This window comes from Desulfolutivibrio sp., assembly GCF_036584575.1.
Lineage (GTDB): Bacteria > Desulfobacterota > Desulfovibrionia > Desulfovibrionales > Desulfovibrionaceae > Desulfolutivibrio.
On the sequence record NZ_JAZHDB010000005.1, the window covers coordinates 1 to 22,361 of the forward strand.

Here is a 22,361-nt window from a genome sequence, read left to right on the forward strand (position 1 = left end):
AAACCGCTCCAGGTCGCCGATGGCCAGGGCCCCGCCCAGGTCGCGGCGCAGGCAGGCCGCCTCGCAGGGATGGTCGCAGAGCCGGGCCAAAACCCCGGTCAGGGGCATGGTCCGCTCCAGAACCTTCCGGGCGGCGGCTGTTTTTCCTGCGGCCATGGCCTCCATGAAGGCCCGCACGTCCACATGCAGCGGACACGCCGCCCGGCAGCGGGGCTGTTCTTCCTGGATGCACCGGGCCTCCCAATCGCGCAGTTCGTTTTGATCCATGTCGGGCCTCTCGTGCCTCGTCCCTGATGAAGACGGCCGTCTTATGCAAAAAGGTGTTCGGTGCGTTCGAAATCGGCCCGGGTTCGCCAGGGACTTTTGCTCCGTGGCCGCCGGAGGCCTTCCTCCGGGAATCCCCCGAGATCAAACGGGCGGACGCCCTATCGCGCCCGCCCGTTTTCCGTGTGGGCCGATGGCCCGTGATGTTTCCCGCCCGGGGCCTTTGCAGGGGCTGCCGGGCGGGCGCTTGTGCGATGTTAGCCCAGGGCTTTGAGGCCCGCCAGCACCTTTTCCGGCAGCGCGGGCAGCTTGGAGATGCGCACGCCGCAGGCGTTTTTGATGGCGTTGGAGATGGCCGCGTGGGGGCAGGTCAGGGGCAGTTCGCCCGAACCCGAGGCCCCGAAGGGACCGTCGGGACGCTTGGACTCCACATAGATCAGCTCCAGGTCGTCGGGGATCTGCTTGATGAACGGGAATCCCGCGCCCGCCAGGGTGGAGTGCTTTTTAATGTCCTCGTAGTCCTCGGTGAGCGCCAGGCCGATGCCCTGGGCCAGGCCGCCGTACATCTGTCCGTCCACCACGAGCCTGTTGGCCAGGGCGCCCAGGTCGGCCACCAGGGTCATCTTTTCCACCATGGTCTTGCCCGTGGCCACGTCCACGGCCACCTCGGCCAGGAACAGGCCGTACATGTAGCAGCAGAAGGGATTGCCCTGGCCGTTTTCGTCGCAGTTCGTGGCCGGGGCCGTCCATTTGCCGCTGTAGCGAAGCGGCAGCTTCTCGGCCACCATCTCGTCATAGGTGCGATAGCCGCCGCCGGGCTTCTGCATGGCCTTGACCAGCAGTTCGCAGCCCACGCGGATGGCGTTGCCGGTCATGACCTGGGAGCGGCTGCCCCCGGCCGGGCCGCTATTGGGGGCCTTGCTGGTGTCGTTCATGACCAGGCGGATCTTCTCGGGCGGGACGCCAAGCGGCAACAGGCCCTCATGGGCCGTGCACTGGGCCCCGGAATCGGCGCCCTGGCCGTGGTCCTCCCAGCAGGAATAGACCGTCACGCCGCCGTCGGCGTTGAGTTCGATCCAGGCCTCGGAGGAGTCCGGGCCATCCAGGCCCGCGCCGTAGACGCCTAAAGACAGGCCTACGCCGCGCTTGACCTCGGCCGTGGAATTGGCCTTGGCCTTGGCCAGGGCGGCCTGGTACTTGGGCCGCATGGCGTCGAGCATCTCAGGCAGGCTGTAGACCTCGGGATTCTGGCCGGTGGGGGTGGTGTCGCCCTTGCGGTAGGCGTTTTTATACCGCAGCTCCAGGGGGTCCATGCCGAGCTTTTCGGCCAGTTCGTCCATGAGCACTTCCGAGGCGAACTCGCTTTGCGGCGAACCGTAGCCCCGGAAGGCCGAGCCCCAGGCGTGGTTGGTGCAGACGGTGCGGCCTTCGCCCCGGATGGCCGGGATGGCGTAGCCCGCGCCGATGAACTGGGCCCCGCGCAGGGTCAAAAGGTCGCCGAACTCGGAATAGGGGCCGTGATCCACGGTCCAGTCGCTCTCCATGGCCAAAAGCTTGCCGGATTTGTCGGCGGCGAAACGCACGTTCATGAAAAACGGCGACCGCTTGCCGGTGTAGGCCATCTGCTGCTGGTAGTTGTAGCGCAGGTGCACGGGCTTGCCCGTGGCCAGGGCGGCCACGCCAACCAGGGCCTCCATGGTCGGGCTGAACTTGTAGCCGAAGGTGCCGCCGGCCGGGTTTTGCACCAAGACCAGGTTGTCCGGCTCGACGCCCAGGCCCGGGGCGATCATGTACAGGTGCAGGTGCAGGCCGATGGACTTGGAGTGGATGACCAGCTTGCCCTCATCATTTACATAAGCAAAGCCGACGTCCGGCTCGATGGGCATGTGCGGCTGACGGCCGACGTAAAAGTCGTCCTCGGCCACCACGTCGGCCTTTTCGAAGATGGGCGCGGTGTCCGGACCCTTGGCGATCTTTTGGATGTAGTAGACGTTGGGGGTGCCGGGATGGATCTCAAGGGCGTCCTCGGCCATGGCCGCAGGCGCGCTCATGTAGGCGGGCAGCTCCTCGTAGGCCACCTTCACCTTCTCGGCGGCGGCCCGGGCCAGCTTTTCGGAAGTCGCGCACACGATGGCCACGGCGTCGCCGTACTGGAAGACCTTGGTGTCGCACAGGATGGGGCGGTCCCAGCCGTCACCCTTGTTGGTGGGGAAGGTGATGAGCCCGGTGATGCGGTTTTTGCCCTTGACGTCCTTGTGGGTCAAAACGGCATGCACCCCGGGCATGGCCAGGGCCTCGGAGGCGTCGATGGACACGATGTTGGCGTGGGACACCGGGGACTGGACCAGGGCCATGTGCAGGGTTCCCTCGGGCATCTTGAGCCCCAGGTCCGCGCCGTAGTCGCAAGTTCCGGTGACCTTGGCCAGGGCCGAGGGCCGGGGCAGCTTTGAGCCGAAGGCCCGGGCGCCGTCGGGCAGCTTAAACGCCAGTTCGGCGGCGGTCAGCTCGCCCCGCAGCACCTTGGCCGCGTCCATGACCGCGTCCACCAGGGGCTTGTAGCCAGTGCAGCGACAGGCGTTTTTGTGCTTCTGGAACCAGTCGCGGACCTCCTCGCGGGTGGGGCTTTTGTTCTCGTCAAGCAGGCCCTTGGCCGAGACGATGAACCCCGGGGAGCAGAAGCCGCACTGGGCCGCGCCATGGACCATCCAGGCCAGTTGCAGGGCGTGCGGGGCCTCGGGGGTTCCCACGCCTTCGATGGTGGTGACGTTCGCCCCGTCGGCCACGCGTTTGATCTTGGTGATGCAGGAGCGCACCACCTTGCCGTCCAGGATGACGCTGCACGCGCCGCACTGGCCCTGGCCGCAGCCGATCTTGACGCCGGTGAGCAAAAGCTGCTCGCGCAGCACGTCGGCCAGGGTGGCGTCGGCATCGACCACCAGGGTTTTCTGAACGCCGTTCACGATGAGAATTTTTTGAATCATAGCTGCCTCCTTGGCATGTTCACGGTCTGTCGTATGGCCTCCGGCCGCGTGGGCCGGAAGGTTGGCGTTTTTCATCCTTTCCCGAAGGCGCAGGCGGGATAGCGGCATTCGGCGCAGGCGGCGCAGAAGCCGCCGTGTCCCAGGGCCGCCACGTCGGACGCCGTAACGTCGACGCCCGCCAGGATGCGGGGAACGATCAGGTCGAAAATGCTGGCCCGGTGGTACATGACGCAGCCGGGGAGCCCGACGACGGGCACGTCGCCGATATGGGCCAGAAGGAACATGGCCCCGGGGAAGGTGGGCGCGCCGTAGACCACCTGTTTGCCCCCGGCGGCCCGGATGGCGGCGGGGGTGCGGTCGTCGGGGTCCACGGACATGCCCCCGGTGACCGCGATCAGGTCCGCCCCGTCGTCGATCAGGTCGCGGATGGCGGCGGCGGTCATGGCCTCGTCGTCGGAGGTGATGCGCTGGGCGATGACGGTGCTTCCCAGGCGGGTGAACTTTTCCTGCAAAACCGGGCCGAAGGCGTCTTTGATGCGGCCGTGGTAGACCTCGCTGCCGGTGGTGACCACGCCCACCCGGCAGGCCCGAAACGGGGCCACCCGGATCGTCTTCCTTCCGGTACAGCACTGCTCCACCTGACGAATCTTTTCCTCGTCGATCAAAAGGGGGATGACCCGGGTTCCGGCCACCAGCTGTCCGGCCAGGACCTCCTGAAAGGTGTGCAGGCTGGCCAGGGCGATCTCTCCCAGGGCGTTGATCTGAAAAAGGATGTCCGGGTCCACGACCAAAAGCCCCTGGACGTCGGCGGACAGATTGACCCGGCCCTCGCAGGCCGAGGTGAGCGTCAGGTTCTCCCCGGCCACGGCCGTGGCGATGCGCCGGGCGGCCTCGTCCTCGTGCAGGTAGCCGGGCATGGGATCGAGCACATACAGATGCTCCTTGCCCACGCGCAGCAGTTCATGGATGTCGTTTTGCGTGACAACGTGGCCTTTTTTAAAGGCCGGGCCTTTGAATTCGCCGGGCACGATGCGGGTGATGTCGTGGCATAAAACCAACCCCACTGCATCTTCGACGGCGACCTCGCGCATTTCTTGACGGCGCATGCCTTTCCTCCGTGCGGTCCACTCCTTTCGCAAGGCCCGTAAGGCCGCCCGGGAGGGTTCCGCATTCACCATATGTCGTGACTGACATATGCCTGTTTCGGCAGGGCAAATCAAGGATTCGCGTCCAAAAAATCCAATGACCTTGATATGTTATCTTTAACATAACGTGGTTTGAGACCGACCGCGCCGGGGCCTGGCAGGCGTCTGGTCGTGACTCTGGACGTGGATGCGGCGGCCTGCGGGGGGGGCTGCGGAAAAGGATCAACGGGATCGTGGGAGGGGTCGGGAGGCCCGTCGGCGGTCGTTGTCGCGCGTCGGCATGCGACGGCGGCCCGACGCGCCCAGACGCCGCGAGCGTACCGGCCGGACCAGGAGGCCGGACGGCCTGTCCGGGATCGGGGGGGATGAGGGGGGCGGGCTACTCCATATGGCGCGAGGACTTTTTCGCCAGGGCCACGGGAATCGCCGCGAGCGCCATGAGTCCGGCGATGGCCAGAAACGCCTGGGAAAAGCCGCCGGTGTGGGTCTTGACGAAACCCATCACGTAGGGTCCGGCGAAACCGCCCAGGTTGCCCAGGGAGTTGATCAGGGCGATGCCCGCTGCGGCGGCCTGTCCCGTGAGGAAGGTCGTGGTCAGCCCCCAAAACGGCCCGACCGCCCCCCAGATGCCCATGGCCGCCAGCGAGGCCCCGGCCAGGGCCCAGCCAAGCCCGGCGCCCAGGCTCATCATCAGCATGCCCAGCAGGCACAGCCCAAGCGACCCCAGGATATGCCATCGCCGTTCGCCGCGCCGGTCGGAGCTGGCCCCGATGCACACCATGCCGACCATGGCGAAGGCATAGGCGACCATCACCAGCAGGCTGACGTGCAGGGAGCGGCCGACCCCCTGGCCGATGATCCCGGCCAGGATCTGCGGCAGCCACATCACCAGGCCGTACATGGCCACCACGATGCAGAAATAGACGAAGCCCCAGATCCAGACCGGCCGACTCAAAAGCCCGTGGCGCAGGCCGGACAGGTGGCGGCGGGCGATGTCGCGCCGTTCCGCCTCGATGGCCAGGGTGAGCGCCTGCCGTTCGTCAGGGGTGAGCCAGACGGCTTGGTCCGGCCCGGCAGGCAGGCGGAAGTACAAGACGACCCCAAGCGCCATGGCCGGGACGCCCTCCAGGAGAAACAGCCATTGCCAGCCCGAAAGGCCGAGCATCTGGTGCATCTCCAAGATCCAGCCCGACACGGGGCTGCCGATGAGTCCGGCCAGCGGCGTGGCCGTCATGAACAGGGCCACGGCCTTGGCCCGGTGGGCCAGGGGGAACCAGGCGGTGAGATACAAAATGACGCCTGGGAAAAATCCGGCCTCGGCCACGCCGAGCAGAAAGCGCAAGGCCGCGAAGCTCGTGGGCCCCACGGCCAGGGACAGGGCCACGGTGGCCAGCCCCCAGCTGACCAGGATGCGGGAGAGCCAGAGGCGTGCCCCCACCCTGGCCAGGATCAGGTTGCTAGGCACCTCGAAGAGCACGTAGCCCAGAAAGAAGATGCCCGCCCCCAGGCCGTAGTCCGTCTGGGACAGGCCCAGTTCCTCGTTCATGCTCAGGGCCGCGAAGCTGACGTTGATCCGGTCGAGATAGGCCACGACGTACAAAACCATAAGGAACGGCAAGAGCCGCCATCTGGCCTTGCGTATGGCGGAATCGAGGGGGGAGGGGGTCACGGAGGGTTCCTGTTCGGCGGATGCGCCGGGTGATTCGGTTGCGCCGGGCCGGGCGAGACGTAGGCCGGGCGGACGGCCGCGCCCGCCGATCCTTTTTCGGCCAAGGTTTTTCAGAGGCGACATCCCTTGTGCCACCGTCTTGCCGACGCCGCAATGCCTGTCCGCAGGTTTCGCGGCGTCCCCGTCGCGGGGAAACGTCACAGCGGCCTGTCAAGGACACATGAAACGGACCGGTTTTGGCGGCGCACGAAGTGGCCGATCATCTGGGCCATGGTCAAGGGAGGCCTTGCGGCCCTTGCCACGCGGCCGGATTTCGCGGCAAGATGGCTGCCCGGCCTGGCCGGGGACTGCCCGGAGGCTGCCCGGAACGTTTGACGACACCGCACCGGCGGGGCGTGAAGCCGCACCCGGCGAGACCGGAGGGACGTATGAAAATCGCGTTTTTGGCCCTGGCGCTTTGGTGGGGCCTTGTCTGCCCGGCCCAGGCCGGACAACCCCTGGTCGGCGTCATAACCGGCGCCCCGGGGCTGGGAGACGCCTCCTTCAACGACATGGCCCATCAGGGCATCCTGAAGGCGCAGCAGGATTTCGGATTCGAACTGGAGGTTTTGCAGCCGAAGGCCGACGGCGAGGCCGACGCCAGGGAGGTTCTGCAACTCGTTGACCGGGCCGGGGTGATCGTCCTGCTTGGCGCACAACACCTGGAGCTCGCCAAAACGGCGGCCCTGGCGCATCCCGAAAAGACGTTCATCCTGGTGGACGCGCCGTGCGAAGGCCTCGCCAACATGTCTTCGGTCCTGTTTCGCCAGCATGAAGGCGCCTTCCTGGCCGGGGCGTTGGCGGCAAGCGTGAGCGCCACGGGGAAGATCGGCTTCGTGGGCGGGGCGAAGATCCCTCCGGTGAAGGCCTTCGAGCAGGGCTATCGGGAGGGCGCCGCCTATGCGAACCCAAAAACGGCGGTCCTTGCGGCGTACGCCTCGCCGGAAGGCGACTATTCCGGCTTCAGCAATCCGGAAAAGGGCTACCGGATGGCCATGGACCAATACGGCCAGGGCGCGGACATTGTTTTCGCCGCTGCCGGGCGTACCGGGAACGGCGTGATCAAGGCGGCTTCGGATTCCGGCAGGCTGGTGATCGGGGTGGATTCGGATCAGGACGCCCTGGCCAAGGGGACCGTTTTGACCAGCGTGATCAAACGGCTCGATACGGCGACCTACCATGAAATCAAAAAGGTGATGGACAAGGCCTTCGTCCCGGGCCCGAGCTATTACGGCCTCAAGGACGGCGGGGTGCGGCTGAGCGACATGACGTATACGCGGGATAAGGCGCCGGAAGCGGTCAGGAACAGGATCGCCGAAATCCGGGACAAGATCATCTCGGGCGAGATCAAGGTCGCCAACGCCATGGCCCGGGAGTGATCGCCGCAGCCTGAGCGCGGGGGACATGGACCGCTTCCCGCCGGACATGCTCCGGCTGGGAGGCCTCCCTCCGGGGCGGACGGCGTTTTTTCCGACGGCGGCCGAATGGCCGCAGTGCTTTCCGCGCGCCAGCGGGGCTGCCGAGCCTGTCAAGGCAGGCCCGCTGAAGGCGTGCGGCATCAAAATAAAACAAAAAAACGACCATGTTCCGGTCTGCTGGCGTGATTTCCCCAGGGCGCAAGGCTAGTCGTCAAGCTGCTTTTCGACCCAGGACAAGGCGGCGGCGACGGTGGGGAATCCGGTGGTGCTGGTCACGGCCATGATGGCGTGGCGGACGTCGGCCGCCGTGGCCCCTGCCGCCAGGGCGCGTTTGGCGTGGCTTATGACCGATCCTTCCGAGCGCATGGCCGTGGCCGCTCCGAGTTGGATGAGGCGCACGGTCTTGTCATCAAGCGGCCCGGCCGTGGCGGCGGCCTGTCCCAGGGTCTCCACGGCGTTCATGAAATCGGGGTGCTCCTCACGCAATCTTTCGTAGTGCTTCGGCTTGTCCTTGCCCATGTCTGTCTCCTTTTCGTGTTTCTCCCTGTATAGACCAGATTCGCGCGCCATGCCAGCCTCTTTCCCATGCAGCCCGGGACCGTTGCGGGCATGCGAACGCAGGGTGGACATATGCAGCCGACGAGCATCGGCGACCGCCGCGCGACGTGAACCCGCGACCATAACAACGGACCGGTTTTTGGGAAGAAGCGTTGCGAGAAGACAGCATGGGACATGCATGGCCTGAAAAACAAAAATCCCGGGCCTCTGGCGAAGCCCGGGAATAGGTGTCTGTGGCGGAGAGGGAGGGATTCGAACCCTCGATCAGGTTTTAAGCCCGATACCCGCTTAGCAGGCGAGCGCCTTCGGCCGACTCGGCCACCTCTCCGCGAAACACGTCCTGTATCCGACCGGCCCGGCCTGGTCAAGCGTGGAGTCGGCCCTCCCCCGATCTTCCCTGGTCCGCGTAAGGCCCGGCCCGGTCAGCCTGTCGCGGCCGTCCCCCGGTTTCCTTCTTTTCGTGCCGAAAAGTCCTTCAAAATCCCCACGCCGTCTTTGACAGACAAAGGCCCTCCCGGCTATCATCGGGTTTTGCGGATGGTTCCACAACCCCAAAGGAGTCGCGGCAATGCACAAGTTTGCGCGCATGGAACGGCTGCCTCCCTACGTCTTCGCCGTGGTCAACGAGCTGAAGATGCAGATGCGCCGTCAGGGCGAAGACGTCATCGACCTGGGCATGGGCAACCCGGATCTGCCCACCCCGAAACATATCGTGGACAAGCTCGTAGAGGCCGCCCGCAAGGGGGGAAATCACCGCTATTCGGCCTCGCGCGGCATCAAGGGCCTACGAAACGCCATCTCCGGCTGGTACAAGCGCCGTTTCGACGTGGACATCGACCCCGAGACCGAGGCCGTGGTCACCATGGGGGCCAAGGAAGGGCTGGCCCACCTGGCCCTGGTCATGCTGTCGCCGGGCGACGTGGTCTTCGCCACGGACCCGTCCTATCCCATTCATCCCTATTCGTGCATCATCGCCGGGGCCGACGTACGCCGCATCCCCGTGGCCCAGGACCGCGATTTTTTCGAGGACTTGCTGGTGGCCACCAAGCAGACCTGGCCCCAGCCCAAGCTTTTGATCCTGTCCTATCCGCAAAACCCCACCACGGCCCTGGCCGATCTGGCGTTTTTCGAGCGCATCGTGGAGTTCGCCAAGGAACACAAGATGTACGTCATCCACGACTTCGCCTACGCCGATTTCGGCTACGACGGCTACCTGCCGCCGAGCTTTTTGCAGGCCAAGGGCGCCAAGGACGTGGGGGTGGAGTTTTTCTCCCTGACCAAGAGCTATTCCATGGCCGGCTGGCGGGTGGGCTTTTGCTGCGGCAATCCGGCCATGGTCCATGCCCTGACCCGCATCAAGAGCTATCTGGACTACGGCATCTTCCAGCCCATCCAGATCGCGGCCACGGTGGCCTTAAACGGTCCCCAGGAGTGTGTGCGCGAGATCATGGACGTGCATCAGGTCCGGCGCGACACCCTGATCCAGGGCCTGCACCGCATCGGCTGGGAGGTGCCGCCCCCCAAGGCCACCATGTTCGTGTGGGCCAAGATTCCCGAGGCCTACGCCCATATGGGGTCGGTGGAATTCTCCAAGCTTCTTTTGCGCGAGGGGCAGGTGGCCGTGTCGCCGGGGCTGGGCTTCGGCCATTTCGGCGACACCCATGTCCGGTTCGCCCTGGTTGAGAACCAACACCGCATCAAACAGGCCGTGCGCGGCCTGAAAAAGGTGCTTTCCGGATGAACTCCGCATACGTTTTCCCTTCCGCCTCTGCGGTGCGACTGGGGTTGGCCGGGCTTGGCACGGTAGGCGCCGGTCTGGTCCGTCTGCTTGGCGACAACGCCGACTGGATCCGGCGGCGCGTGGGCCGGGACATGGTGCTCAAAACCGTGCTGGTGCGCGACCTGGGTAAGCCGCGTGACGTGGCGCTTGGGCCGGACACGGTGCTCACCACCCGGCCCACGGATCTCACCGCCGACCCGGACATCGACATCGTGGTGGAGCTCATGGGCGGCACGGGCGCGGCCTACGACCTGATCCGGGGCGCCCTTGAGTCCGGAAAGCACGTGGTCACGGCCAACAAGGCCCTCCTGGCCGAGCGCGGCCCGGAGCTGTTCGCCCTGGCCGGGCAAAAGGGCCTGGGGCTTTTGTACGAGGCCAGCGTGGCCGGGGCCATCCCCATCGTCCAGACGCTCAAGGAGTCCCTGGCCGCCAACCGCATCGAGAGCCTGCTCGGCATCCTAAACGGCACGGCCAACTACATCCTGACCAAGATGTCCGGCAAGGGCCTGGAGTTCGGCGAGGCCCTGAAAAAGGCCCAGGAAAAGGGCTATGCCGAGGCCGACCCCACCCTGGACATCGAGGGCCTGGACGCGGCCCACAAGCTCGTTTTGCTCATCCGTCTGGCCTACGGCGAAAATTATCCCCTGGCCAGGCTTCCGGTGCAGGGCATCACCCGGATCACCCCCGTGGACATCCGGTTCGCGGCCGAATTCGGCTACGTGATCAAGCTCATCGGACAGGTGCGCCGGGTGGGCGGCAGCCTCGACGCCGGGGTCTGCCCCATGCTGGTGCATCGGGACTACCTCCTGGCCAACGTGCAGGGGGCGTTCAACGCCATCCGCCTGGAGGGCGACGCCTCGGGGCCCATGCTGCTGCACGGCAAGGGCGCGGGCGGCCTGCCCACGGCCAGCGCCGTGGCCGCCGACATCCTGGCCCTGGCCCGGCCCGGACACCTCCCCAACAACACCGGGTTTTTGGAAGAATCCCTGCCCGAGGCCGACATCCTGGACCCCGATGAGGCCGTGTGCCGCCATTTTATCCGCTTCAACGTGGAGGATCGGGCCGGGGTCATGGCCGCCATCTCCAAGGTCATGGGCGAGGAGGGGATCAGCATCTATCAGGCCGTGCAAAAGGGCGATCCCGAGACGGGGGTCGTGCCCATCGTCTTTTTGACCCATGCCGCGTCGGTGCGGGCCGTGCGCCGGGTCATCGAGGCCGTGGACGCCATGCCCTTTCTGCGCCCGGAAACCGTGCACTACCGGGTGCTTTGACGCCGCCCGGACTTGGGCGTATGCCGTTTCGTCAAGTGGCCTGTGCGCCAGAGGCAACGCTCTGAAATCGTTATGGGATTCCAAAGGGTGAAACCCTTTGGCGGCCGGAGGCCTTCCTCCGGCGACGTGTCGCGAATTCCGTGGCCGGACCCGGCGTCCGGCCACATTCCGTTGAACCACCCCGAAACTTCCCGGGCAAGGTGCGTGCGACCATGAAATGCATATTCCTTTTGGCCGACGGCATGGGCGACTGGCCCGTGGACTCCCTGGGCGGGAAAACGCCCCTTGAGGCGGCGCACACGCCGCATATGGACGCCATGGCCGCCTCGGGCGTGGTGGGCCTGTGCCGCAGCATCCCCCAGGGCATGCCGCCCGGGTCCGACGTGGCCAACATGGCCTTGCTCGGCTTCGACCCGGCCAAACACCATACCGGCCGGGGGCCCATCGAGGCGGCGGCCATGGGGCTGGTCACCTGGCCCGACGACCTGATCTTTCGCCTGAACCTGGTCACGGTGAGCGAGTTTTCCGACGCCGGGGTCATGCGCGATTATTCCGCCGGGCACATCGACACCAAGACCGCCCACCGGATCGTGGCCGGGCTGTCGCGAACCTGCGCGGGCATCGACATGTCCGTCTATCCCGGGGTGCAGTACCGCCATATCCTGGTGCTCAAGGCCGGGGCCGAAAAGGGCGGCGTGAAAAGCTACGAGGCCTCCATGGCCGTGCGGCCGCCCCACGACATCACCGACAAGCCCATCGCCGAGGATCTGGCCCTTTTCCGGCAAAGCCCCATCCTGTGGGAGTTCATGGCCAAGGCCGCCACGGTCCTGGCCGTGACCGACCATGGCTCGCGGGCCAACGCCGTGTGGCCCTGGGGCCAGGGCGGCACGCTGCGCCTGCCGTCCTTCGAGGAGAAATACGGCCTGCGCGGGGCTGTGGTCTCGGCCGTGGATCTGGTCAAGGGCCTGGGCCGGGCGGCCGGGATGGAGGTCGTGGACGTGCCCGGGGCCACGGGGCTTCTGGACACCAATTACGCCGGAAAGGTCGCGGCGGCCCTGGACTTTCTGACCCGGGGGGATTTCGTGTTCCTGCATGTGGAGGCCCCGGACGAGTGCGGCCACGGCGGACAGGCGGCGGACAAGGTCGAGGCCGTGGAACGTTTCGACCGGCTGGTGGTGGGGCCCCTGCGGGAGGCCCTGGCCGGGACGGAGACGGTCTTTTTGACGGCCTGCGACCATTTCACGCCCATCGCCGTCAAGACCCACACCACCGATCCCGTGCCCTTCGTCCTGTGGCGCGAGGGCCTTTCGGCCCAGCCCGCCCCGGCCTTCACCGAGGCCCTGGCCGCTGGCACGGGCCTTGTGGTGGAGCAGGGCTTTGATCTTTTGGACTTCGCCCTGGACCGGGCCGGACGCCGGGCATGATCCTCAAGCGCGACCAGTTTCCGCTTCCCGACGCCTGGCACCGGTTCCGGGTGTCCTACGGCGAGACGGACATGATGGGCGTGGCCTATTACGGCGAATACCCCCACTGGTTCGAACGGGCCCGCGGCCAGTTCATCCGGGAGCGGGGCATGGGCTACGGCGACGTGGAAAAGCGCGGCATCGTCCTGCCCGTGCGGGAGATGCACCTGCGCTACATCAAGTCCGCCCGCTACGACGAGGAGATCCTGGTGCGCACGGCGGTGCGCGAATGGGGCCGGGCCTCCATCCTTTTCACGTATCAGGTCTTTGGCCCGCCGGACGGCGCGACGCTTTTGGCCGTGGGCCAGACCCAGCATGCCTGCGTCAATCCCCAGGGCAGGCCGGTGGCCGTGCCGGACTGGCTCAAGGCCCTGTTCCAGAGTGACCCCGCGCCCTGACCCACCGTCACCCCGAAATTTCCCGAGACATGTCCCTGGCGGCGCGTTTGCGTTTGAAACGTGATCCGCTTTTGGGAAAACCAAAACGCCTAACCGAGGTATGGAAACGTTGTTGACCTTCGATATTCATACGCACGCCTATCATCCCAAGATCGCCCACAAAGTCATCGCCCAACTCAATGACCACTACGGCATCCCTCCGGTGGGAAACGGCCTGATCGAGGATCTTCTGGCCAGGGCGACGGTCGGCGGCATCGACCGGGTGGTGGTGCATAGCGCCGCCACGTCTCCAGCCCAGGTCATCCCGGCCAACAATTGGGCCATGGCGCTGGAACGGGAGAACCCCCGGGTGCGGGCCTTCGGCACCCTGCATCCCGATTATCCGGACATCGCCGCCGAACTCGACCGCCTGGAGCGGGCCGGAATCCGGGGCATCAAGCTGCACGCCGACTTCCAGGGCTTTCGGCTGGACGATCCCCGGCTGTGGCCGATCTTTGAGATGATCAGCGGCCGGTTCGCGGTCATGCTCCATGTGGGCGACGTGCTGCCGCCCGAGCAGAACAACTCCTGCCCCATGAAGGTGGCGGCCATCCACCGCGATTTCCCGGAACTTGTCATCATCGCCGCGCACATGGGCGGCTACCGGCATTGGCAGTGGGCCCTGACGCACCTCATCGGCCAGGATGTCTACATCGACACCTCGAGCACCCTGGCCTTTTTGGACGACGCGACCCTGCGCGAAATCTACGACCGCCATCCCAAGGAGCGCATCCTTTTCGGCAGCGACTATCCGCTTTTCGATCCGGGGCAGGAGAAACTGATTCTGCAATCGCGATTGCGCCTGTCCGATGCGGATATGGAGACGGCGCTTACGGCGGCGGGGGTTCTCTTCGCCTGACCGGCGACTGGCGGCGGCCGGAGGCGGTTGACGGGCTTTCGCGCCTGCTGCGCAGGAGCGTGGTTTGTTGCGCCAGGGACGCGCCCGAATGCGGCGGTCTTTCCCGGGGGGCTTTGAACGGATGAAATTTTTTCGGATTTGTGGTTCCCCACTCAAAGTATAGTATTTTGCTCTGTTTCAAGCGGATGGCGTTCGAACGGCATTCGCGTGCGTACGGCCTTCCGCCTTCGGACAGCCTTGCTATAATTCCGGACCTTGGTAGATTCGGACCATGCGCCGCTGCGGGCTCTTCCAGGAAGTTCTCTGCCCAGGTCGTTTCCTAGGATTTGCTGCCGCATGGATCATTTCTTTTTTTGTCCTTTCCGACCTTTCCCCTTTTCCACAGAAACATGAGGTGTTGTATGAGCATTGGGAAAAGACTTATTTTCTCTGTTGTGGCTGTTTTTAGCATCGTTGTTGTCATGTTTGGGGCGACCTGGTGGCTGACTTCGGCCCAGAAGACCGACGCCCTGGTAGTCAATCTGGCTGGTCGACAGCGCATGCTGGTGGAGAAGATTTCGAAAAACGTCCTGCATTATCTGGATGTAAAAAAACAGGGACTCCCCACGGCAGACCCGCAACGCACCATTACCGACCAAGTGCAGGTCTTCGAGACCACTCTTGCCGCCCTGACCTCTTCGGGGAACGCCCCCCTTGGGCTGTCGCCGACAGGGGGAACGGCAAAAGTGCCTGCCGCCACGGCGCAGGCCGCGGAAAAGTTGCGCCAGGTCAGGGCCAAATGGGATGATTTCGGGCGGGAGCTCAAGGCCTGCCTGGATGCGCCCGACCCCCAGGCCGTACGGCGTTTTCTGGAAGGCGGCGAGGGTGTGGTGGCGGCCATGGACGACGCGGTCAAATTCATGCAGTCCGAATCCGAGGCCAAGGTGGGGTTTTTGCTTGCGACCCAGGCCGTGGGGGTGGTCTTTGGCGTGATCCTCCTCTTTTTCGTCATTGTAAGCATTACCCGCAATATCACCACCCCTTTGGTCCGGCTTCGCGACTATGCCGGGGCCGTGGCCGGAGGCGATCTGTCTGCCGGAATCAAGGGGGAGTTCCGGCAGGAGCTCCTGGCCCTCAAGGATTCCATGGTGAACATGGTGACCCGGCTTGGAGAACTCATGGACACGGCCCGGGGCAAGGAGCAGGAGGCGCTGCAAAGCGCCGCCGAGACCGCCTCGGCCCTGGAACAGGCCCGGGAGCATGAGACGAAGGCCCAGGCCGTGCTGGAGAAGATGGCCCTGGCGGCCGCCCAGGCCAAGATGGTCTCCGTGAGTTTCACCGAGGCCGCCGCCCAGTTGTCCGGGCAGGTAGAGGAGGTCAACCGGGGGGCCAACCACCAACGGGATCGCATGGCCGAAACGGCCACGGCCATGGAGGAGATGAACGCCACGGTGCTGGAGGTGGCGAGAAACGCCTCGGGCGCTGCGGAAAGCGCCGGTCGCGCCAAAGAGAAGGCCCAGACCGGGGCCGACGGCGTGCGCTCGGCCGTGGCCTCCATCGCCAGCATTGAGGAGCGGATTTTGGCCCTCAAAGAGACCATGGGCCAGCTCGGCATGCAGGCCGACGGCATCGGCCAGGTCATAAGCGTCATCAACGACATCGCGGACCAGACCAACCTCCTGGCGTTAAACGCCGCCATCGAGGCCGCCCGGGCCGGAGAGGCCGGACGCGGCTTCGCCGTGGTGGCCGACGAGGTGCGCAAGCTCGCGGAAAAGACCATGCAGGCCACGAGCGAGGTGGGCCAGGCCGTGGGCGACATCCAGAAGCAGGCCAAGGAAAACATCGCCGCCGTGGAGGCGGCCGCCTTGGGGGTGGTGGAGAGCACCCAGGCGGCCGAGGAATCCGGACGGTTCATGGACGAGATCGTGGCCATCGTGGACGACACGGCCGGGCAGGTTCTGTCCATCGCCACGGCCTCGGAGGAGCAGTCCGCCGCCAGCGAGGAGATTCACCGGGCGGTGGAGGAGGTCAACGGCATCGCCGGGACCACGGTCGAGGACATGGCGGCTGCGGCGGCGGCCCTGGACGAACTGTCCCGACTGGCCGGAGAGCTGGACGCGGTCATCAGCGAAATGGGCGGCGAGGCCTCGGGCACGGGGTCGGCCTCACGCGGCGCCAGGCGTGTCCCTTCGTCGCTCCCGGCCCCAAGCCGCACCCCGCGACCGGCGGCCGCCCTCCCGGGGCGGCCGGCCAAGCCCGGCGGCAACGGCGACGGCCCCATGCTGGCCTGGGACGAGTCGTTGTCCGTGAACATCGACGAGATCGACGGCCAGCACAAGGTGCTGGTGGACATGATCAACGGCCTGCATGAGGCCATGCGGGCGGGGAAGGGCGTGAAGGTGCTGGCAGGCCTGGTGGGCGCCCTGAAAAATTATACGGTGGAGCATTTCGGCGTGGAAGAGGGGTATATGGAGAAATACAAATATCCCGGCTACCTCAACCACAAAAAAGAACATGAGCGATTTGTCGCGAAGGTTTTGGAATTTGAAAGCGCCTTCAAGGCTGGCAAAACGTCCCTGACCATGGATGTCATGCGTTTTCTCAAGGACTGGCTGGTGGGGCACATCAAGGGCGTGGACAAAAAATACGGACCCTTTTTCAACCAACGCGGCATTCGCTGATTCGCATTTCTGATATCGCGAATTGATCGCGGCCGGTCCTGATGTTTGCGGACTGAAAAAGCCTGAAGCCGATCATGCGCGGCCCGGCGGGGATTCTCGCCGGGCCGCGCAACGTTTGCGGGACATGGGCCTCAGGCCGGGAGGCAGGAGTCGCCGCCGATGTTGCGGATCAGATGGTCCAGAGCCTCGGCCTGGGAGGCCAATTGCTCCACGGCCCGCATGGAACGGTCCACGCCCTGGGCGGTCTCCTCGGCCACGTGATTGACCTCGTCTACGGCCCGGTGGATTTGTTCGCTGGCGGCGGATTGCTCCTCGGCGGCGGCCGCGATGGAGCGCACCTGGTCGTTGGTGTGTCCGGCCAGCTCCATGATTTCCTGCAGGGCCACGCCGGAATGGTCGGCCAACCGGGTGGCCTCGGCCACGGCCCGGGTGGCCTCGTCCATGCCGCTGACCGCCTCCTTGGCCCCGGCCTGGATGGCGGTGATGGAGTCGCCCACCTCCGTGGTGGCGTGCATGGTCTTTTCCGCGAGCTTGCGCACCTCGTCGGCCACCACGGCGAAGCCGCGTCCGGCCTCTCCGGCCCGGGCAGCCTCGATGGCCGCATTTAAGGCCAAAAGATTGGTCTGGTCGGCGATGTCGGAAATGACGTTCATGATCCGTCCGATCCCGGCGGCCTGTTCCCCCAGCGTGGCGATGCGGGCCTTGAGGATGTCGGTCTGGTTTTTCACCCGGCCGATGGCCGTGACCGACTGGTGCACCGTGTCCGCCCCTTCCCGGGCCTTGCGCATGGTCCGTTCGGCCTGCTCGGCGGCCCCGGAGGCGTTTTTGGCCACCTCCAGCACCGTGGCGTTCATCTGCTGCATGGCCGTGGCCGTCTCGCCGGTGCGGGCCCGCTGGATGCCCATGCCCTTGCCGGTCTGCTCCACCACCAGGGACAGCTCGGCCGCCGCCGCCGCCACCTCGGAGGCGATGGCCCCGGCCTGGTCGGCGGTTTCGCAGATGACCTTGTTGGTTTCCACCAGCGTTTCTTCCTGGCGCTTGACCTCCGTGAGCACCGCGAACTGGGCGAAGCAGCCCAGGGCGCGGTTTTCCAGATCGAAGATGGGGGCGGCGTCGATCTTGATGAAAAAACGCTCGTTGCGGGCGTCGGTTCCTTCAAAGCCCTGGTTGGTGACGAGGGTCCGGCCGGTCAAGGTTTTGAGGATCAGGTCGGCGATGGCCCGGTTGCCCTTGAAGAAGTCGCTGATGTGCATGCCCATGTATTCCCCGGCGGATTTGTCCTTGGACATGAAATGGCACAAAAGGGTGTTTAAATAGGTGATGCGGCCTTCGGGATTGACCACCAGGCAGGGCATGGTGATGCCGCCCAGAATGCCCTGGACAAATCCCAGCTTCTCCTTGAGGGCGGCCACCATGGTGCCCAGATCGTTTTGGAGCTGGTTGAGTTCGGCCGTGCTGCCCCCGGCCTGCAACTGCGCGCTCAGGTCGCCGTGGGACACGGCCCGGGTGTAGGCGACCATTCCCGTGATGGTCCGGGTGATTCCCCGGCCGATGAGGTAGGCCAGGGAGGTGGCCAGGATCAAGGCCAGGCCCGTGGCCGCGAGCATGGTCGTGCGCCGGGTGGTGTAGTCGCCGATGCGTACGGCCAGGAAGGTGTCCAACTCATCGGCGCAGACCTCCCAATAGCGGAAGGCGGCGTCCCGGGCGGCCTGTCCCGACGCCAGGAAGGCCTCCCGGGTGACCGGCTCACCGGCGGCCAGGGACGTGAGCAGGGCGATAAACGGCTCCGTGGCGGCCTTATAGCGGGACAGGCCCGCCGCCATGTTTTGGGCCAAATGGGGGCTTACGCCGTAGAAGTTCGGATCCTCGTTGAGGGTGGTCTCGGTGTCGGCCAGGATGCGGGAAAAGTCGGACTCGGCGAGCATCTCGGCCAGGGTGTGGAACCGGCGGCGATCCTCCTCGGACAGGGGACCGCCAAGGGCCGTGTCCCCGAAGTCGAGGATGTTGGCCAGGCGGCGCTGGGTCTGGGGCAGGGCCAGAAGCGTCAGATCCATCATGTAGTAGCTGTCGAGGTCGGGATCGAGGATCAGATTGGAGGTGTCCCCGGCATGGGTGATCATGCCCATGACGTCATCCACCAGGGCCGTCGCCTTTTTCTTGAAAACAGCCGTATCGCCCTGGCTGGCCCTGGCCTGGGACCATCTGGCGGCCACGGCTGCGGGATCGAGGTGGGAACGCTTGCGGATGCCCAGGCCCTCGGCGGTGAATTGCAGATCCTCGCCATGCCGCTTGGCGGCGTCGGCCAGTTCGGCAAAGGCCTGATCGACCCGGGAGGCGGCGGCGGGATCGGAAGCGGCCCGGGGGAGGTGTTCCAGAAGTTTTTCCAGGGGACGCTGAAAGTCGTTGCCCTGCGTTTCCAGACGGCTGAAGGCTATCTGGCCGTTGATGTTTTGGATGGCGAGAAGCAAAAGGACGGCCAGGGGGAGGACGAAGGCCACGCCGATGGTGGCGAGCTTCCAGGAAAGTTTGACGTTTTTGGCAAACTGCATGCAAGTAGCTCCCAAGGTCGAGGTTTGTTTCTACAGGACCGGGAAGCGCTGAACCATCCTGGTGGCGCATGGGATCGTGCGTTTCTGACAGGAGTCATATCCAGAGATGCATGTGCTGTTACCGAGCAGAACAGGGCCTTGTCAAGGTCTTGTGACAATTTTGTAAATATTCGGGGATTTGGCGCCGTTGACCGTCTGGAATGGGAGTCGGACTTGCCTGGCGTCTTGCCCGGAAGAGGTTTTTGGGCAATGGTGCATGTGGTGTCGTGATGGGGCGTCTGTCCGGGCGTTTCGGCCGGAGCGCCGGGCCTGTGACGGAAAAGAGATCCGGGCGGGCCTGTGCGCGTCTTTTCTGAGTCTGTGACAGGAGAGTTCCAGATGCACGCCGACCGGCCCGGAGGCGGCATCTGGCAGGACACAGTGAGGTGAAAGGCCATGGAAAAGTTCCGATTTTCCCTTACGGACACGGAAAAAAAATCCCTTAAGGAATTGGTGTGGCGGCGCATCATGGAACGCCTGGATGGTCGCGACAGCGGCGTTCCCGAGCCACCGGCGGATGTGCTGCGCGAACCCTATGGGGTCTTCGTCACCCTCAAGCGCCGGGACCAGCTTCGGGGCTGCATCGGGCATATCGTGGCCGACCGGCCCCTGTGGGACAACGTGGCCGACATGGCCCTGGCAGCCGCCTTCGAGGATCCCCGGTTTCCGCCGTTGACCCGGGCCGAACTGGAAGGGCTTGAGGTGGAGATCACGGTCCTAAGCCCCCTGGCCCCGTGTCCGGACCCGGAGCGCATCGAGGTGGGGCGGCATGGCCTCTTTCTGCGGCGCGGCATGCATTCCGGCCTGCTTTTGCCGCAGGTGCCCGTGGAATGGGGTTGGGACCGGTTGACGTTTCTGCGCCAGACCTGCCGCAAGGCCGGGCTTCCCGAAACGGCCTGGAAGGATCCGGAAACGAAGATCTATTGGTTCGAAGGCGTGGTTTTCTGAGCATTTTTTCCGATCCTGCGAACCTGTCGCCCGGCCCGCGCGCGTTCCCCCCTGTGTCGCGCATCCGGCCCCGGCGATGCGCCGTTCTCGTTTGCCTGCGAAATATCGTCTGGCCGGGATCGCGGGTGTGATATTTCGGCAATTCGCCTTCCTGCCACAAACGCGCTGACAGAACGCTTTTGAGCGTTCCCTCTCAATCCGTAAAAAAGTTCGATATGGCGGCATGTTGCAGATCTTTTCAGCCTGCGGCACGCTTCTGGCTTTCCTTGGATCCAATGGCGACTCGCACAGGCGGATGGGCCGCAGGACGCGAGGCCGAAACGGATCGGAGGGATGGCCATGAGACGGTTTCTTTTCGTGCTGGTGGTGGCGGCGGGAATGTTCGCGGCGTGTCCGCCGCATGTTGTGACCGGAAACGAAGACGTTGATGGAACAGCCCAGGCCGCCGTGCCCTATCGCAGCGAATTGGCCAGGCTTGCCGTGGCCACGGCGGCCATGCGCCAGGCCGTCCAGGCTGCGGACCTGGAGCTTCCGGAACCGCGCCCCGAGGTGCTGTTTCCCCAGGGGCGGCCGTGATCCTTTCGGACAATCCGGTGGGGATTCAGATGGATCGGCCTGCGCCGCCGGATGTCATGCGATGGCCGCTGTCGCAACGCCCATTGATCGGAGCGTCGATATGGGCGACCATGGACCGCCTCCCGTGAGTAGGATACAATCCTTGCCGAACCGTATTTCCTCTGTCAGCCATTCGAAACGGGGAGGTTTCCATGCCGATCAGGGATGTGAAAGGGCCGAGGATTCACCGTCGCTCGCTTTTGAAGGGGATGGGGGCCTTGGCCCTGGCCCCGCTCATGGTGGGACTTGGCGGCCGCCTGGCGAACGCGCATCCGGCCGGACAGAAAAAGAAAGCCGACGCCGTGAACCATCGCACCCGGTTGGTGCTTTTGGGGACGACCGGCGGCATGACGTGGTGGCCGGGCTCGGATCGGGCCAGCGCCTCCCAGGTGCTCGTGGTCGGAGACGCCATGTACGTCATCGACCTGGGGTTCGGCGCGACCCATCGTATGGCCCAGGCCTTCAACCATGGAAAATTCTTGACGTATCGCGGTCAAACCATTCAGGGGGATTTGTCCAGTTTCCTCGCCAAGGTGCGGGCGGTTTTTATTACGCATATGCACATGGACCACCTCGGCGACTATCCCACGTTCTTGGAGATCGGGGCCAGGGCCGGATTCGGGGTTCCCGACAAGCTTAAGATTTTTGGCCCCTGCAACCGGGGGCGGCTGGATGAAAACGTCTCCGGTTATAACGGGATGGTGCAGATGGCCGGCGTCGACACCCCGCAGGCCACCCCGACCCCGGGCATCCGGCAGACCACGGACCTGATCCTGCAAGCCTTCGCCACCACCTTCAACAACTGCACCCACGACGAGAACTATCCCGAAATCCCGAACATCATCGACGTCAAGGAGATCGGCGACCCAGACGGCGTCCCCTGGCCCGCGGGCTTTCATGTCCCGGACCCGGCCAAGACCTGGACCCGGGCCGAGACCTGTCCGGCCATGGATCCCTTTCCCATCTACAGCGACGATCTGGTCAAGGTGTCCGCCGTGTTGGTGGACCATGCCCAGGTCTATCCGTCCTTCGCCTTCCGCTTCGACACCGAGGACGGATCGGTGGTCATCTCCGGCGACACCGGTCCCGACACCAAGGGCAACTTGCAAAAGCTCGCCCAGGGCTGCGACGTGCTGGTGCATGAGATCATCGACAACATCTGGGTGGAAGGCTCCTTCAAGGGCGCCAAGCCGGGCGACCCGGCCTGGCCCCTGTATCAACATGTGCTTTCGGCCCACACCGCACTCGACGACGTGGGAAAGGTCGCGGCGTCGTGCCGGGCCAAAACCCTGGTCTTAAGCCATATCGGTCCCGGAAACACCCCGGTGGCGCGCCTGCGGCAGGCCCAGAAGGGGTTTGACGGCCGATTGATCATCGGCGAGGATCTGATGCAGATCGGCGTGGGCAAAGCGTTGCGCCGGACGCGCGTCTAGCGTTGTGTCCGTAAAAGGGGGACGCCTGACGTTTGAAGGCGACAGTTTGAAATGCATATCATTTCATAAAACATACCGACGTATTTGTTAAGGGACGCAACACAAGGGCGAGGGGCCGCTCCGGGAGGGATGCGCCACCCGGCCGGGGGCCAGCGGACACCGTTTCCGCTGACGCGAAAGCGGCGCATGCGGCGAGGACAACGCGGACAAGGCATGGAGGCCGGGCATTGGAT

The 22,361-nt window shown here is 65.1% G+C and carries 15 protein-coding genes, 1 tRNA gene and 1 pseudogene; 10 read left to right on the forward strand and 7 right to left on the reverse strand.

Annotation, left to right across the window (positions count from 1 at the left end; all coding sequences use genetic code 11):
* The 4 genes and pseudogenes from V3572_RS00345 to V3572_RS00360 all read right to left on the reverse strand — a co-directional run.
* A pseudogene (locus V3572_RS00345) lies at positions 1-267 on the reverse strand (pyridine nucleotide-disulfide oxidoreductase/dicluster-binding protein); the annotation flags it as partial.
* Between the two features lie 254 nt (positions 268-521).
* A complete protein-coding gene (locus V3572_RS00350) occupies positions 522-3,245 on the reverse strand; it encodes a molybdopterin-dependent aldehyde oxidoreductase (RefSeq protein WP_332108976.1) in 2,724 nt (907 codons plus the stop codon).
* 71 nt (positions 3,246-3,316) lie between these two features.
* Positions 3,317-4,336, reverse strand: a complete 1,020-nt coding sequence (locus tag V3572_RS00355; protein ID WP_332109001.1) for a molybdopterin-binding protein — start codon at positions 4,334-4,336, stop codon at positions 3,317-3,319.
* 433 nt (positions 4,337-4,769) lie between these two features.
* The gene (locus V3572_RS00360; protein ID WP_332108977.1) at positions 4,770-6,059 is read right to left on the reverse strand and encodes an MFS transporter; all 1,290 of its coding nucleotides are present in this window, start codon (positions 6,057-6,059) and stop codon (positions 4,770-4,772) included.
* Between the two features lie 428 nt (positions 6,060-6,487).
* On the opposite strand from V3572_RS00360, the gene V3572_RS00365 reads away from it, so the two are divergent.
* Complete coding sequence (locus V3572_RS00365; RefSeq protein ID WP_332108978.1) at positions 6,488-7,477, forward strand: BMP family lipoprotein; 990 nt, start codon at positions 6,488-6,490, stop codon at positions 7,475-7,477.
* Positions 7,478-7,720: 243 nt separating this feature from the next.
* Here V3572_RS00365 and V3572_RS00370 read toward each other — a convergent pair whose 3' ends face one another.
* Together V3572_RS00370 and V3572_RS00375 are read right to left on the reverse strand one after the other, a co-directional pair.
* On the reverse strand, positions 7,721-8,035 hold the full coding sequence (locus tag V3572_RS00370) for a carboxymuconolactone decarboxylase family protein (RefSeq protein ID WP_332108979.1): 315 nt from the start codon (positions 8,033-8,035) through the stop codon (positions 7,721-7,723).
* 273 nt (positions 8,036-8,308) lie between these two features.
* Positions 8,309-8,402, reverse strand: a tRNA-Ser gene (locus V3572_RS00375).
* A 240-nt stretch (positions 8,403-8,642) separates the two neighbouring features.
* Here V3572_RS00375 and V3572_RS00380 point away from each other — a divergent pair.
* The 6 genes from V3572_RS00380 to V3572_RS00405 all read left to right on the forward strand — a co-directional run bounded on the left by V3572_RS00380 (position 8,643) and on the right by V3572_RS00405 (position 16,544).
* A complete protein-coding gene (locus tag V3572_RS00380) occupies positions 8,643-9,815 on the forward strand; it encodes an aminotransferase class I/II-fold pyridoxal phosphate-dependent enzyme (protein WP_163303795.1) in 1,173 nt (390 codons plus the stop codon).
* Positions 9,812-11,125 carry a homoserine dehydrogenase gene (locus V3572_RS00385; protein WP_332108980.1) on the forward strand — a complete coding sequence of 438 codons (1,314 nt, stop codon included), beginning with the start codon at positions 9,812-9,814 and terminating at the stop codon, positions 11,123-11,125. Before V3572_RS00380 ends, V3572_RS00385 begins: the two co-directional genes overlap by 4 nt.
* A gap of 212 nt (positions 11,126-11,337) precedes the next feature.
* Positions 11,338-12,549 (forward strand): cofactor-independent phosphoglycerate mutase, encoded by a 1,212-nt coding sequence (locus V3572_RS00390; protein ID WP_332108981.1) that lies wholly within the window; start codon positions 11,338-11,340, stop codon positions 12,547-12,549.
* Positions 12,546-12,986 (forward strand): acyl-CoA thioesterase, encoded by a 441-nt coding sequence (locus tag V3572_RS00395; protein WP_332108982.1) that lies wholly within the window; start codon positions 12,546-12,548, stop codon positions 12,984-12,986. Before V3572_RS00390 ends, V3572_RS00395 begins: the two co-directional genes overlap by 4 nt.
* A gap of 112 nt (positions 12,987-13,098) precedes the next feature.
* On the forward strand, positions 13,099-13,884 hold the full coding sequence (locus V3572_RS00400) for an amidohydrolase family protein (protein ID WP_332108983.1): 786 nt from the start codon (positions 13,099-13,101) through the stop codon (positions 13,882-13,884).
* Between the two features lie 461 nt (positions 13,885-14,345).
* On the forward strand, positions 14,346-16,544 hold the full coding sequence (locus V3572_RS00405) for a bacteriohemerythrin (protein WP_332108985.1): 2,199 nt from the start codon (positions 14,346-14,348) through the stop codon (positions 16,542-16,544).
* 131 nt (positions 16,545-16,675) lie between these two features.
* Here V3572_RS00405 and V3572_RS00410 read toward each other — a convergent pair whose 3' ends face one another.
* Positions 16,676-19,093 (reverse strand): methyl-accepting chemotaxis protein, encoded by a 2,418-nt coding sequence (locus V3572_RS00410; RefSeq protein WP_332108986.1) that lies wholly within the window; start codon positions 19,091-19,093, stop codon positions 16,676-16,678.
* A gap of 435 nt (positions 19,094-19,528) precedes the next feature.
* Between V3572_RS00410 and amrA the strand changes: the two genes are divergently transcribed.
* The 3 genes from amrA (at position 19,529) to V3572_RS00425 (ending at position 22,128) form a co-directional block, all read left to right on the forward strand.
* Positions 19,529-20,080, forward strand: coding sequence for an AmmeMemoRadiSam system protein A (amrA, locus tag V3572_RS00415; protein WP_332108988.1), 552 nt, complete (start codon positions 19,529-19,531; stop codon positions 20,078-20,080).
* Between the two features lie 339 nt (positions 20,081-20,419).
* Positions 20,420-20,656, forward strand: coding sequence for a hypothetical protein (locus V3572_RS00420; protein WP_332108989.1), 237 nt, complete (start codon positions 20,420-20,422; stop codon positions 20,654-20,656).
* Between the two features lie 191 nt (positions 20,657-20,847).
* Positions 20,848-22,128 carry an MBL fold metallo-hydrolase gene (locus tag V3572_RS00425; RefSeq protein ID WP_332108990.1) on the forward strand — a complete coding sequence of 427 codons (1,281 nt, stop codon included), beginning with the start codon at positions 20,848-20,850 and terminating at the stop codon, positions 22,126-22,128.
* The last annotated feature ends 233 nt before the right edge of the window (positions 22,129-22,361 follow it).